This window comes from Enterovibrio litoreus, assembly GCF_045679545.1.
Taxonomy (GTDB): Bacteria; Pseudomonadota; Gammaproteobacteria; order Enterobacterales; family Vibrionaceae; genus Enterovibrio.
Window position 1 is genome coordinate 2,226,962 of sequence record NZ_CP166194.1, and the last position, 13,545, is coordinate 2,240,506.

Below are 13,545 nucleotides of genomic sequence, written 5' to 3' on the forward strand. Positions count from 1 at the left end.
ACAGACTAATAAGCCATGTTCGATTTTTCTGATTTTTACCAATTGATCGCCAAGAACCGTCTGCAAAACTGGCTGAATGTCCTGCCAGCGCAACTTGCCGAGTGGCAAGACCAGCCGCACGGTGACATGCCAAAGTGGATGCGTGTGCTGAAAAAGATCCCAACCGATGCGCCATCAACGGTGGACCTGAAAAATTGCGTATCCATTGGAACTGACAGCGAACTACCAGAAGGACAACGCGCGAAACTCGAGAATTTGCTGCGTACCTTCCATCCGTGGCGTAAAGGCCCGTATGACGTGCACGGCATCCAGATTGATACCGAATGGCGTTCAGATTGGAAGTGGGATCGCGTGCTTCCCCATATTTCACCGTTGAAAGGCCGTTATGTTCTGGATGTAGGTTGCGGAAACGGTTACCACATGTGGCGTATGCTGGGCGAAGGCGCAGAGCTGACAGTTGGCATCGACCCATCCGAGCTTTTTTTGGTGCAGTTCGAAGCGATTCGTCGATTGATGGGCAACGATCAGCGTGCACACCTGCTGCCGCTTGGTATTGAACGTCTACCAGAACTCAAGGCCTTCGACACCGTATTTAGCATGGGCGTGTTATACCACCGCCGCTCCCCGCTTGATCACTTGATCCAGCTTAAAAACCAACTGGTGAAAAATGGCGAGTTGGTATTAGAAACACTGGTAATTGAGGGCGACGAAAATGCGGTGTTAGTGCCAATTGATCGCTACGCGCAAATGCGTAATGTCTATTTTTTCCCGTCAGCAAAAGCATTGAAGGTATGGTTAGAGAAAGTCGGTTTTGTTGATGTGCGCATTGTTGATGAGTGTGTGACCACCACTGATGAGCAACGCTCAACAGATTGGATGACGCATAATTCACTACCTGAATACTTGGATGTGAATGACCCGTCGAAAACAATAGAAGGCTACCCCGCGCCTAAGCGCGCGATTTTAGTAGCAAAAAATCCTGACTAACCCATGACAAAGGACGCTTCTCGCGTCCTTTTTTTCAAGGTAAACTAACCGCCATCTTTTTCACTCGTTAATTATCCAGCACGGAGCTCCCCATGCTAACTCGCAGCGGATTGCTGATTTTTCTCACTGCTGTTCTTTCTGGCTGCAGCCTGACATCCCAAAAACAACATCAGCAAACATTGGACGCCATTAACGCCATCGACACCAATATCCAGTCTGACATGACAACATTGAATCAAAATGTCGTTTCTCAGCAAGCTCAAATCGCAACTCTTGAACAACAGATACTCAGCCTGTCTGACACACTCAAAGTGCTAAGACAAACGCAAGCACGCGAAGCGGCAAACCGCCCTGAACCAAAGGTGGTGTACGTAGAGAAAGAAGTGCCCGTTTCTACCGCGCAAGACAAAACCATTTTAGGTGAAATGGAATGGGTATGGATTGATGCTGCAGGTTCAAACTTCAAAGCGCGCGTTGATACAGGCGCCACCACCTCATCCATGAATGCCACTGACATTCAAGAGTTTGAGCGTGATGGTAAAACCTGGGTACGTTTCAATTTGGCACATGCCAATGTTGATCAAAATGATGTAGAGCCAGCCGTCGAGATTGAAGCCCAAGTCAAACGCTGGGTGAAAATACGTCAAGCTTCTGCGGATGAATTAGAACGTCGCCCTGTGGTTGAATTGCGAGTCCGTCTCGGTAACTTGCACGAAAAAGCCCAATTTACGCTAGCAGATCGTTCCCAGATGGAGTTTCCGATCCTGTTAGGTCGAGAGTTTTTTAAAGATATTGCAGTGGTGGATGTGAGTCAGTCATACCTTCACCCAAAGTTTGTCGCTGAAAAAAAATAGTTCACTGACGTCATTTCGTCGGTTAAGCGTAAGAGGAAAAAATGACTTCACGCGTCCCGTTTTATCTGTTGGTCAGTCTGCTTGTTATAGTGGGGATCGGCATGAGTATGTACCGTCACGATGTCTATGGTGTGCCTTGGACTGCCGGGCAAAAACACCAAGTGTGGGAAGTGGAAGCCCGCGTTGAATTTGAAGCTAAAGGCGATCCCGTTAAAGTCTCCTTGGCGACACCGGATACACAAGACGGCTTTACCCTAATCAATGAAAACACCAGTTCGCCAGGCTATGGTTTTGCACTGGTTAACACCGAAAACGGCCGTCGTGCAGAATGGACAAAGCGTGAAGCCTCTGGCCAGCAAATCTTGTACTTCAAGAACCAAATGCTGGTAGATAATAATGCCAAGTTCCCCAATGAACCGCCGATTGGCGATGTCACCCCTATCGCGTTGGATGGCCCAGTCAAAACAGCGGCTGAAGCCATTCTAAACCAAGCCCGCCAACGCTCAGCAGATAACAGCACACTCACGCGAGAGCTGATTAAGCAATTCAACGACAGTGAAAGCCAAAACGCATCTTTGCTAACCAAAGAGATGAGCAAAGCCGATGCAATTGTCGCGATCCTGTCTCTCGAGAACATACACGCCCGCGTTGCTGGTGCGTTACAGCTGGAAGACGGTCGACGCCGCCAAAGTATCATCCCAATGGTTGAAATTTGGGACGGCGAAAACTGGCAACTGTTTAATCTTGAAACAGGCGCAAAAGATATCACCCAGAACTTGCTGCTTTGGAATGAAAAAGGCACGCCATTGCTTGAAGTGACGGGCGGTAGCAATAGTCAGGTGAGCTTCTCCATCATTTCTCAGGACATCAGCCCGAAACAAGCAACAGACGAAAAGATCCAAGCAGAAAGCCTGCTGAACTTTTCCATTCACAGTCTGCCGATTGAAGAACAGGCCATGTTCAAAACCATCATGCTCGTTCCTATTGGCGCGCTGATCGTGGTGTTGCTGCGGGTGCTCGTTGGCCTCAAAACGTCAGGGACATTCATGCCCGTTTTGATTGCCGTTGCGTTTGTGCAAACCCAATTGGTTCCCGGCATTGTTGGCTTCTTGCTTATCGTCGGTACGGGTTTGATCATACGAAGCTATTTATCGCGGCTTAATTTGCTCTTGGTGGCAAGAATATCTGCTGTGATTATCACCGTGATTCTGATCATCGCCGTGTTTACCGTCGTGGCCTTTAAGATTGGATTGGTCGAAGGCTTAAGCATCACTTTCTTCCCAATGATCATCTTGTCTTGGACCATCGAGCGCATGTCTATCATTTGGGAAGAAGAAGGCCCGAAAGAAGTGCTTGTACAAGGTGGAGGCTCTCTGCTGACTGCCGTGTTGGTTTACCTTGCAATGACCAATGACTTTGTTCGTCACATCACCTTTAACTTTATCGGTATCCAACTAGTGATTCTGGCGCTTATCTTGATGCTGGGTAACTACACCGGTTATCGCCTCAGCGAATTGAAGCGCTTTAAGCCGCTCGTGAAGGACTAAACACATGCTGGGATTGTTAAAGAAATACACCTCACCATTTAAGCTAAATCGCGCCGGTATTATGGGGATGAACCGACGTAACATCAGTTACATTGGTCGCTATAATCAGCGCAGGCTTTTCCCCTTGGTGGATAACAAACTCAAAACCAAGCATCTTGCCCAGCAATCTGGCGCGACCGTGCCTGAGTTGATTGGTGTCATCAACGAACAGCATAGCGTACCTTCCATTCATAAAATGGTCGAAAACTGGCCGGGCTTTGTTATCAAGCCTGCGCAAGGTTCAGGCGGTAAAGGGATTTTGGTGGTCACCTCAAACAAAGACGGTGTATACAAAAAACCGTCAGGTGCTGAAGTGAACAAAAGCGAAGTCGAGCGCCACATCACCAACACACTAGCGGGCTTGTTCTCGCTGGGTGGCAAGAACGACGTTGCCGTGGTGGAAAATCTCATCCAATTCGATGATGTGTTTGAAGGCTTCAGCTTTGAGGGTGTGCCAGATATTCGCGTAATAGTATTCAAAGGCTACCCCGTGATGGCCATGATGCGCCTCTCCACGTCAGCGTCTGACGGTAAAGCAAACCTTCACCAAGGCGCGGTAGGTGTGGGTATTGATATTGCCACTGGTGACGCCGTGCGCGCTGTGCAGTTTAATCGCCCGATTGAACGCCACCCTGACACTGGTAGACTGCTCAGTGAGCTTAAAGTGCCCCACTGGGAACAGCTGCTTGTGCTTGCAGCGAGTGCGTGGGAGATGACGGGACTTGGCTATATCGGCACCGACATGGTGCTCGATAAAGAAAAAGGCCCCATGGTGTTAGAGCTAAACGCCCGTCCCGGCCTCGCCATTCAAATTGCTAATGGTTGTGGCTTATTACCAAGGCTGCGCCACATTGAGCACCTTGGCACCTCTGCCACACCGCTCACGCCAGAACAGCGCGTCAATTATGCCAGAGCGCATTTTGGTGACACGCCGCAACACAAATAGAGAATCGGGCAAACGCCCGATTTTTTATTCCCAAGTCCCCGCACGATTCACCAAAGAACCGCCATATCCGCCGATATATTCACACATCAAGATCTTAAAACTGATTTCCCTTTACCCTACAAAGTCGCTTTCAGTACTCTAAACACACTGTTAAGACGTAAGGACGCGCAATGGAAGCTACAAAGCCTGTTTTTGATTTCGACAACGAACTCGACCGCACAGCCACCAGCAGCGACAAATGGGATAAATACAAAGATCAGGATATTCTTCCCATGTGGGTCGCTGACAGCGATTTCCAATCCCCACCTGCCGTACTAGAAGCCTTACATGCGCGTATTAACCATGGCGTTTTTGGCTATACACACGCGCCTGAACGCCTCACAGAAATTTTTGTTGCCCGCATGGCAGAACGCTATGACTGGCACATTCAGCCTGAATGGGTGGTGTATTTACCTGGTCTAGTTTGTGGATTGAACATTGCCGCGCGGGCGTTGACCGAGCAAGGGCAAACCATCATTAGCCCTAGCCCTATTTATCCTCCGTTTATTTCATCTGCCAAATTTGCAGAGCGCCCATTGGTCAAAGCGCCTGTGGTATTAAAAAACGGCAGATGGTTACCAGACCTGCAAGATGCAGGAAATCAGTTAGCCGACAACGGTGGTTTGCTGCAAATGTGTAACCCGCTTAATCCCGGCGGCACGGTTTATCGACGTGACGAGCTCGAAGCAACGCTGGCTTTCGCCGAAAAACATCACCTACTCGTCTGCTCTGATGAAATTCACTGCGACCTGATTTTGGACAACGAACACAAACACATGCCTTTCGCCAGCTTAAATGACAACGCAGCACAGCGCAGTGTGACATTAATGGCGCCAAGCAAAACCTTCAACATCGCCGGATTGGGGGCGTCTATCGCCATCATTCCTAACGCTGACATACGGGCGCGATTTAACAAAGTAAAACGCGGTATTGTACCGGGCGTAAGCCTTCTTGCTTTCACCGCCGCGGAAGCTGCTTATGAACATGGCGAGTCATGGTTGCAAGCACAACTGGCGTATTTGGCGGGGCATCGAGACTATCTGATGCGAGAAATCAATGCCCTACCCGGCTTAAAGCTAGAACACATTGAAGCCACCTATTTAGCGTGGATTGATTGCAGCAAATTACCTGTCGATAATCCTTTCCGTTTCTTTGAGCAAGCGGGAGTCGGTATGTCACCGGGACTGGATTTTGGTAACCGACAATTTGTGAGACTCAATTTCGGCTGCACACGAAAAACCTTGGAAGAAGCGGTACGCAGAATGAGAGCCGCGATTGCCACACTTGACCTTTAATTTTCTACTAAACAAACACCTACATTTGCATCCGAAACATTACGTTGCTCACCGCATAGGAGAGCAACGTAATGTTGTTGCAATACCAAGCAAACACTCCGCCGCATCGCTATCAACAATCATCAACATGAAAGATTTCAATGGAGATGAAAAACAAAACGGTTGACCAATTAAAAAAATGGAATAAACTGCCGGAAAAACAAGACATACATCACATAAATACCCTGATTGTTATCAACTGGCCTGTAGCGATTGACCATGCAAATATCTTCCAACGTGAATCGTTCTCTCCCCTATTCATTCGTTCGCGTGTTCATCTTATCGCTTCTTGTTGTGTCCATGGCGTTGCAACTTTTCAATATGCTCCATACACAAGGTCTGGTAAGACAGCTACAAACCAACTTTCATAGTATTTTTGAAACTATTCGCCGCTTTGGTTCTTACTACAACAACACACCCAGCTTAGTGATGAGCAAAGGCATTCATGAAAGCAATGGTGTCAGTTTATTGGTGCGGCAAGACGCTATGTCAGTAAAGGAACTTACTCCAGGGGTGCTGAAATTACGCGCGCAGGTTGAAGCACTTGCTCCCGATAGCGTCTGGACGATTGCCGTACTCGAACATCCGAGCCTGTACGCACATTTCCTCCCTTTGCGAAATCAATACAGTGACGCCTTTGATCAATATCGCTTAAACGATGTTATAGAGCGTGTCGTTGTGCGTGAGCATCTAAATAATACGTACCAAGAATTCTATGGGTGCAATCTGCTCATGACCGAACCTTATGTTGAAGAAGGCACGAAGCAACGCATCAGAACTGTGTATTACCCCATTCACAATCGCCAAGCTTTGAATGCACTGGTCGCTGTCGATTTAAAAGAAAGCCACATTCAAGATCAGCTTGATGCCTACAACGCGCTACATCACACCACTCTTAACATTAATGGCGCGCACAATGTGTACACCACAACCGCGCATTTTCCATGTTCAAATGCCGCCACGTTTAGAATCGGATTCTCCTTCACAGATGTCATACTGAAAGCCCTGTGGCCCTCATTGGTGCTGGCGATTTTGTATCTATTCGGCTCACGTATCTTGCGCCAAAAAGGACGCTCGATTAAAACCGACAAAATGACCAACCTCTATCGTCGCGATTACTACGAGCCAAAACTAAAACGCATGACCAGCTTTTCGTTGCTCATTCTTGATATTGACTATTTCAAGAAAATTAACGACACCCATGGCCACGCAAAAGGCGATGAAGTGCTGTCGAAATGTGCTCAAATTATCTCATCTCAGATCCGAACTGGTGACGCCGCCATACGCTGGGGAGGAGAAGAGTTCATTATTATTTTCAAAAATATGCATCAAGGCGTCTTACTAGAAAAAGCGGATCAAATACGTCTAGCCATTGCCAATGAAAAAATAGCTGATCTCGACGTCACCGTTTCTATTGGTGGTGTTACCACAAGCCAGACAACGTTTGATAACGCTTATAAAATCGCCGATACCGCTTTATATGAATCTAAACGTCGTGGCAGAAACAGAGTGACCATCTTGTGAAATACTCTCTTCAAATTTCAGAGCGGTCACACATTGACTACGTTAAACATGTTCTACTCGCATTTCTGCTGGTTTTTATCAGCACGAAAGTATCTTGGTTTGCGAATCAGGATACCACCAACAACCTATTGCTCTCAGTCACCACTGGAGCCATGGTCGCTGTCACCTGCATTTATGGACGAAGTGGCGCATTAGGCGCCTTCTTAGCGCTTATCTCTTATTACCTATTTAACCCGATCCCTAGTGGCGTTGGGTTGCTCTATACCTTGGTAGTGACGATTGCGCTATCAGCATCCGTGCGCATTTTTGAGCAATACCGACACCATTCCTATGCAAACCGTATCGCTTTTTTCTACTACGTTTTTCTCACGCCGGGGTTGGGGGCATTGTCACTCGCCATATTTGCGCCCGACACATTTTGTCTCGAAAGTGCGCTCAATTTGTATCTCACCGATTCTATTGGCGTACTGATTACCGCTCCCGTCATCGTGCTCGCGCTTCACTGTGTTTATCATCCTGATTTTTTTCGTACATTTGCACGACCGCTCGTCAACATCTCTGCCACTAAATGGATGTATAAACTACTTTTGATAGTCTGTATTTTGCTGGTACTGAATGTTGAAAGTACCATTGATTACCATCGCTACCTGGCATATCTGCTGCTGGCCCCCCTTGTAATTCTCGCCGTATTTAACTTTTCTGAATTGACACTGGTTGCGCTGATGATCATTGGGTATAGCCTTCTTTTCCAAACGAAAGATCCCAATAATCTCGCTGCGCTAAATACCAAGCTGGCCATTTTTTCAATGTTCTGTGTGATCATATACATCATGCTGGAATACAAGCTGACCCTAAGAAAGCAGATAAAGAAAAACACGAGAAACCTATATACCGATGCACAAAGTCACTTTGGCACGTTCCAGAAACTCAATGCATTGACGTTAGACATGAACGACTTTCTCGTGTGCGCGCTTGATTTAAGGCCAGCGTTTAAATATCCAATTGAAAAACGCGACGAGATTTTGCGCCAGATTGCGTATTACTTTAAACACAACACCGACGTTTACGACTTGAGCTTTATGCTTTATGACGTTTCCTCTTTGGTGTTTATCATGGAAAACACACCCAGTGCGGTGAAACAGTTAGAGAGCATCCCGCAGTACTTGGACCAATACTTGCAGCGTCGAAGCATCAACTACCGACCAGATCGTATTTACTATTGTCGATGCCAAAAAGGCATTCGTATTAAACCCGCAGTCAATCGACTCAACGTAAACATGCGCTTGGCTGACAAACACATGGGCTCTTCGGTGATTAACTGCGATGAAACGGCGATGGATGACTACATCACCCTGCTGGACGAACTTAATTTCGACAATATACGCCTACTAAAACAGAACTACCTTAATCTCGAGCAACCGGATAAACAGAGCTTTGAGCTACTCAGTCAATTCACATTGGACGGAAGAATACTCAATACTGCTTCGGTATTTCAGTGCGCACAACGCTTAGGCTATCTTGATACGCTAGAAAACATGTTGCTGTATAAACAACTCGCGTTCCTTGGCTCGTTAAACGAAAGCACCTATGACACGGGATCAATTAACTTAACACCAGAGTTTCTCTCCGACACGCGATCAGTCGATTCACTCGTGCAGTGGGTTAAACAACATAAAATCAACACCCAAAAAGTCGTGATCGAAATTGTCGAATTCGGAGAAATAGAAAACCAGAATTTGCTTTTTGACAACCTTAATACATTGAAAAATAACGGGTTCAAGCTTGCCCTGGATGATTTCGGTGCTGGGCATGCCACTTATAATCAACTTTTGACCATGCCCGTAGATGCGGTAAAAATTGACGGGTCATTGATTCGAAATTGCATTCACGACCCCATAAAATGCAAAATCATTGAGAACCTGAAGTCAGTGGCAGATACGCTGAAAATCAATGTTGTTGCGGAGTGCGTTGAAACGGACGAAGAAGCCTCCTACTTGAAAGCTCTAGGCATTGATTACCTGCAAGGCTATTTGATTCACAAGCCTGCTGAGGTGGAATGGCTTCAATAACACGCCCCGCAGGGTTCGTTCATTAAGCCAAGGTAAAACAGCACCCAGGGTGCTGTTTTACACTGCATTGAGGTCGGGGTTCTGCCTTCTATCAACGCTTAGTTCGAAACCCACGATGACAATTTTTGCAGCTGCGTTCTGCATCTTTAAATGCTTTCTTCAACGCTTTTGCATCCTGCGCTTCAGCTGCTGAGGCCATGTCAGTGAATTGGGTGTTCAACGTTGAAAGATTTTGTTCAAACTTATCCCATTTGCTCCAAACCGCTGAACGGCTTCGGCTACCTATCTCACTTCCTTCAGGAAACAAAGCAGGCAGGGTTGCGACGGTTTCACTGTTCTTTAACGCCAACGATTTTATCTGTGCCCAATCTGAATCACTGCCATCTTCCAGTTTTTTCATACTTTTAAGGTTGTCAGCAAACGACAGAAAACCCTTTTGTCGCTCATCAATCTGTTGAGAAAAGTCGCTTGCCACTGCACTTGCCGCCATGAATATGCCGGCAACGATCGCCGAAAACAGTGCAACAGACTTGATTGATTTACGCATTTCTTTACATCCTTTTATTGCCATGATGGCGGGTTCAATCTGGAGCATTAATATACTCGATATCAGCAAAACTCTTGAGTCGTTTTTACTCAAAATTGTCGGGCGAGTATCAAAAGATTCAAAAAGTTACGACCGAATATTTGCCTCCGTTGTCATTGCCGAGTAAGTTTGCACCCATGCAAAATGATCGGACAAAAACACATGAAAATATGGGATCTACCTACCCGCCTTTACCATTGGCTACAAGCGCTGCTGTTCGCCCTTCTTGCCCTAAGCGGCTTTTTGGGCACAGGTCCGCATGAGTGGTTTGGCCTTGCACTGGCAACACTCGTGACATGGCGGGTTTTATGGGGATTTTTTGGCAGTGAAACCAGTCGCTTTCATCAATTTTTGCGCTCACCCAAAACCGTTATCAGTTACCTAAAAGGTGAACATTCGCATCATGGTGTCGGGCATAATCCGGCAGGCGGCTGGATGGTGATAACGTTACTTTCACTGATTCTCGCGCAGTGTTTTGTCGGCTTATCCATGGGTGGCTACCTTGACCCTTACGTCCACGATGACAGCCTGCTGTATGACATGGATTTGCTCATTTTTCTGCATGCCACCTTTGCATACCTACTTTTGGCTTGCGTGGTACTTCATCTCAGCGCGATTACCATCTACAACTTACGCGGCAAATCTTTGGTCAAAGCCATGTTTACCGGTAAGCAGCCAAAACTGGTCAGCACTGTGCGTGTCTTTTTCCGTTCGAATGCCCGAGCAGGCTTCCTGCTCGCCACTATCGGTGGGCTGGTAAGCGTTTTTCTTTATCCTTCATTCACATAGGCAATCCAAGAGACGCACGGCCACTTTGTTAACATCATCAGCGTGTTTGAATGAGAGAACAGGTTTGAGTGGCATATTGACGCACTGACGAAACCGAGCAATTAGTCTCTTTGCTGCGAAAATTCGTTGATAAGGATGGATAACGAAGGGCTCGACTAGCAGAAACTCCGTTCTCACCTGCTACACTGTAGCGAACGAAGTCTCACTCAACAGGAGTTAATATGTTAGGCGAAAAACACTCACTGCAAGATGATTTCCCAGAGCTTGAAGACCGCATCACCCAACTTATCGAGTCAGACGCAGAATTTGCTGCCGAAAATAAAAAATACAACGCATTAGACAAAGAAATCCGCACCCTTGAACTACAAGGCGCGCCAATTGGCGATTTGGCCATGCAGAAACTTAAACTTGAAAGATCGGCAATGAAAGATGCGCTCTATCAACGCGTGAGTCATTCAAACGGCTAATTCAACCGCTTGCGGGAATATTGGCCTCCATCGGGGTAATTTACGTGCCCATTTTGTCGCGAGAGGTCAATATTCCCGTGGTTCTTGTTGTTACTTTGTCGCCATATACTTTTTAAGTGCTTTCGCCGATTCATAAACAAATGTCGCTATACCACCCGCTGGGGTTGAATTCGCATAATCTTCTAAAGGCGCACAAAAGTTTGACTTAAATTTTCCAATGGCTTCTTCTGGAGAGTCGGCATAAATCACATCATCTTCAACTTCAAAGCCAATCTGTAAGAGCTGATCTTTTTCGCTGACAAAGGTGTCAGAGCCCATATCTATATAGGTAAACTCTTTACGGTCTGATTCTGGTTTACAAAAGAACTGGTACTTTGGCATTGTTTTTCCCTACCCATTATTATTCCCAAACACCAATAAACCATACCGACCTCACTCATAACACCCTGTTTCAAAAAGACTTCGGCATGGTTCACAGTCAAGATTGCGCTTATCAATCGTTGCAGGTGATGGGATTTACGAGTGTACCGTCGTTGAATGGATGAATGGCAGGGGTAATGGCAGGGGTAATGGCAGGGGTAATGGCAGGGCTGGCTGGATTACATTGGCTGGCGAATAATCGTATCGCGTAACGATAACAGTTGGATAAATTCATAAACGTGCTATTTCAACGATGTTCGAAAAATAGCACGCCTTACCTGAATTCAGCCTTAGCCAGCTTGTTCTAGGGGCGGATCATCTTGCACTGGCGGCGTTTCTTCATCTACAGGGGTATCTAAGAAGATAGCGGTGGGATCAAGGATCAAGCTATGAGATTGTTTGTGTTTGATCAGCCCGCGCATCAGTTTTTTGGTTTGCGGGTCCACGTCAAAGCCGACTTTCACCAGTTCTTCCAGTGGCTGTATATCGGTTTCAACCACTGACACATTATCTTCCACTTTATCGACAAGTAAACCAATGCTCGGATTCATTCCGTCTTTGGTGGTAAATACAATGATGGGTTTGTAATCGAGCGTGAGTTGTTCGCGAGCAGATTCAAACAAGCGGATCAGGCGCGCATACGTTGAGCGTTCTTCTCTTGTGTAGGCGTCTCTCGCTTCTTGTTGTTTGCCTGCTTTTAGCATGTCCAACACCTCATCGGCCAACTCATGGAGCTTGCGATGTGGATCATCGAATTTCGCCAAGATTTCAGCGAACTCTTCATTTTCTGGCTTATACGTATCATACCAGCGGCCAAATGCGCATTTGTGCGGGTCGCGAGCTTTGGTAAATGGCACGCCTTCATGAATAGTCAGTTGCAAATCACGCAGCCAATCTACATGGTCTTGTTCGCGAGCAGAAAGTAACGCAATCAGTTCGTTATTAGTGTCTTTGGTCGCCACGCGATTTAAGATCAAACCCAAATCAAAAATGGGCACAGGTTTACCCATGAAATCCTTGATACCTAAAAAACTCTCACGGTCATTGGGTAGCTGGGTGAGGTTCTCCTCATATTGCTCTGTGAGAAGAATATCCAAAATTTTGAGTGCGACAGTCTTTTGTCCCACTTTGAAATTAATAAAATCCATGTGCCTCGATACCTTAGCTGTCCATCTAAATAAGCATAGTCAAACACACACATAACGTTTTATTTATAAGACAAAAGTTTCCTGAATCGATCAGAAAAAAATACGCCCCCAAAGGCGCGTATTCATCAATTTCAACACTGAGCATGACCGCAGATTGCGATTATTCAGAAAGATCCAACTCGTTATGGATCAATACAACACATTGAGAGGCGAAGATCATCTTGGGCCCAAGGCTGATCTTCTCTGCACCAAGGCGTTTTAAGCTGTTGAAGCTTTTCTTCGGCATAGGCAGGTGATCGGTTAGCAAGAAGCAGCAGTTCGCAGGAAACGTTTGTTCACGAATAGGTGTGCCTTTTTTGTCCATCATGAACAATTGATACGCTTCTGATAGTTCTTGTACCAGCTTTTCAAAGCTGACAGTACGAACAGAGATACCTGGCTCAACGTCTCTTTCTTGTTCTTTACCCATGCCTTTCGAAGCATCTAACGCTCTGGCGACTTTGGCCAATAACGCTTGCTCATGAAATCCGCCAACGTTGGTCAGTTCATTCGCGTTAAAACGAATTGTTCGTGAGTAATCTTGCGTCTTTTCCAGCACCAGATACACGACCACATCTTCACGGTGAGATTGCGCCACAAAGATAGCGTTCATTAAGGTGTGAGCCAAAATCTCGGTATGAGCTTCCTGACCAACCGATGCCAACACTTGCTGACTATCCACAGAGGTAGATCGGGCTCGTAATACAAAAGCACGCATAGATGAAGTTCCTAATGAGTTAAACGGCGCACCTTCTTT

At 46.4% G+C, this 13,545-nt stretch carries 14 protein-coding genes; 9 read left to right on the forward strand and 5 right to left on the reverse strand.

The window, feature by feature from the left end:
* Nucleotides 1-15 precede the first annotated feature (15 nt).
* The 7 genes from cmoB to AB8599_RS09820 all read left to right on the forward strand — a co-directional run bounded on the left by cmoB (nucleotide 16) and on the right by AB8599_RS09820 (nucleotide 9,339).
* Complete coding sequence (gene cmoB, locus AB8599_RS09790; protein ID WP_407330721.1) at nucleotides 16-987, forward strand: tRNA 5-methoxyuridine(34)/uridine 5-oxyacetic acid(34) synthase CmoB; 972 nt, start codon at nucleotides 16-18, stop codon at nucleotides 985-987.
* Between the two features lie 92 nt (nucleotides 988-1,079).
* Nucleotides 1,080-1,841, forward strand: coding sequence for an ATP-dependent zinc protease (locus AB8599_RS09795; RefSeq protein WP_407330722.1), 762 nt, complete (start codon nucleotides 1,080-1,082; stop codon nucleotides 1,839-1,841).
* A 41-nt stretch (nucleotides 1,842-1,882) separates the two neighbouring features.
* Nucleotides 1,883-3,388, forward strand: coding sequence for an inactive transglutaminase family protein (locus AB8599_RS09800; RefSeq protein WP_407330723.1), 1,506 nt, complete (start codon nucleotides 1,883-1,885; stop codon nucleotides 3,386-3,388).
* A 4-nt stretch (nucleotides 3,389-3,392) separates the two neighbouring features.
* Nucleotides 3,393-4,373, forward strand: a complete 981-nt coding sequence (locus AB8599_RS09805) for an alpha-L-glutamate ligase-like protein (RefSeq protein ID WP_407330724.1) — start codon at nucleotides 3,393-3,395, stop codon at nucleotides 4,371-4,373.
* Nucleotides 4,374-4,543: 170 nt separating this feature from the next.
* A complete protein-coding gene (locus AB8599_RS09810) occupies nucleotides 4,544-5,707 on the forward strand; it encodes a MalY/PatB family protein (protein WP_407330725.1) in 1,164 nt (387 codons plus the stop codon).
* 258 nt (nucleotides 5,708-5,965) lie between these two features.
* Nucleotides 5,966-7,270 (forward strand): GGDEF domain-containing protein, encoded by a 1,305-nt coding sequence (locus AB8599_RS09815; protein ID WP_407330726.1) that lies wholly within the window; start codon nucleotides 5,966-5,968, stop codon nucleotides 7,268-7,270.
* Nucleotides 7,267-9,339: an EAL domain-containing protein gene (locus tag AB8599_RS09820; RefSeq protein ID WP_407330727.1), complete on the forward strand. Its 2,073-nt coding sequence runs from the start codon at nucleotides 7,267-7,269 to the stop codon at nucleotides 9,337-9,339. Before AB8599_RS09815 ends, AB8599_RS09820 begins: the two co-directional genes overlap by 4 nt.
* Nucleotides 9,340-9,430: 91 nt before the next feature.
* Here the strand turns inward: AB8599_RS09820 and AB8599_RS09825 are convergent, their stop codons facing one another.
* The gene (locus tag AB8599_RS09825; RefSeq protein ID WP_407330728.1) at nucleotides 9,431-9,934 is read right to left on the reverse strand and encodes a c-type cytochrome; all 504 of its coding nucleotides are present in this window, start codon (nucleotides 9,932-9,934) and stop codon (nucleotides 9,431-9,433) included.
* 153 nt (nucleotides 9,935-10,087) lie between these two features.
* On the opposite strand from AB8599_RS09825, the gene AB8599_RS09830 reads away from it, so the two are divergent.
* On the forward strand, nucleotides 10,088-10,714 hold the full coding sequence (locus AB8599_RS09830; RefSeq protein WP_407330729.1) for a cytochrome b/b6 domain-containing protein: 627 nt from the start codon (nucleotides 10,088-10,090) through the stop codon (nucleotides 10,712-10,714).
* A gap of 221 nt (nucleotides 10,715-10,935) precedes the next feature.
* Nucleotides 10,936-11,181 carry a YdcH family protein gene (locus tag AB8599_RS09835; RefSeq protein ID WP_407330730.1) on the forward strand — a complete coding sequence of 82 codons (246 nt, stop codon included), beginning with the start codon at nucleotides 10,936-10,938 and terminating at the stop codon, nucleotides 11,179-11,181.
* A gap of 90 nt (nucleotides 11,182-11,271) precedes the next feature.
* On the opposite strand, the gene AB8599_RS09840 is transcribed toward AB8599_RS09835, so the two are convergent.
* From AB8599_RS09840 to trmY, 4 genes are all read right to left on the reverse strand, one after another.
* Entirely contained in the window at nucleotides 11,272-11,562 is a 291-nt protein-coding gene (locus AB8599_RS09840) for a hypothetical protein (protein ID WP_407330731.1), read from the reverse strand.
* Between the two features lie 112 nt (nucleotides 11,563-11,674).
* Nucleotides 11,675-11,836, reverse strand: coding sequence for a hypothetical protein (locus AB8599_RS09845; RefSeq protein WP_407330732.1), 162 nt, complete (start codon nucleotides 11,834-11,836; stop codon nucleotides 11,675-11,677).
* Between the two features lie 55 nt (nucleotides 11,837-11,891).
* A complete protein-coding gene (locus AB8599_RS09850) occupies nucleotides 11,892-12,749 on the reverse strand; it encodes a CZB domain-containing protein (protein WP_407330733.1) in 858 nt (285 codons plus the stop codon).
* A 160-nt stretch (nucleotides 12,750-12,909) separates the two neighbouring features.
* A complete protein-coding gene (gene trmY, locus AB8599_RS09855) occupies nucleotides 12,910-13,506 on the reverse strand; it encodes a tRNA (pseudouridine(54)-N(1))-methyltransferase TrmY (protein ID WP_016961245.1) in 597 nt (198 codons plus the stop codon).
* Between the last annotated feature and the right edge of the window lie 39 nt (nucleotides 13,507-13,545).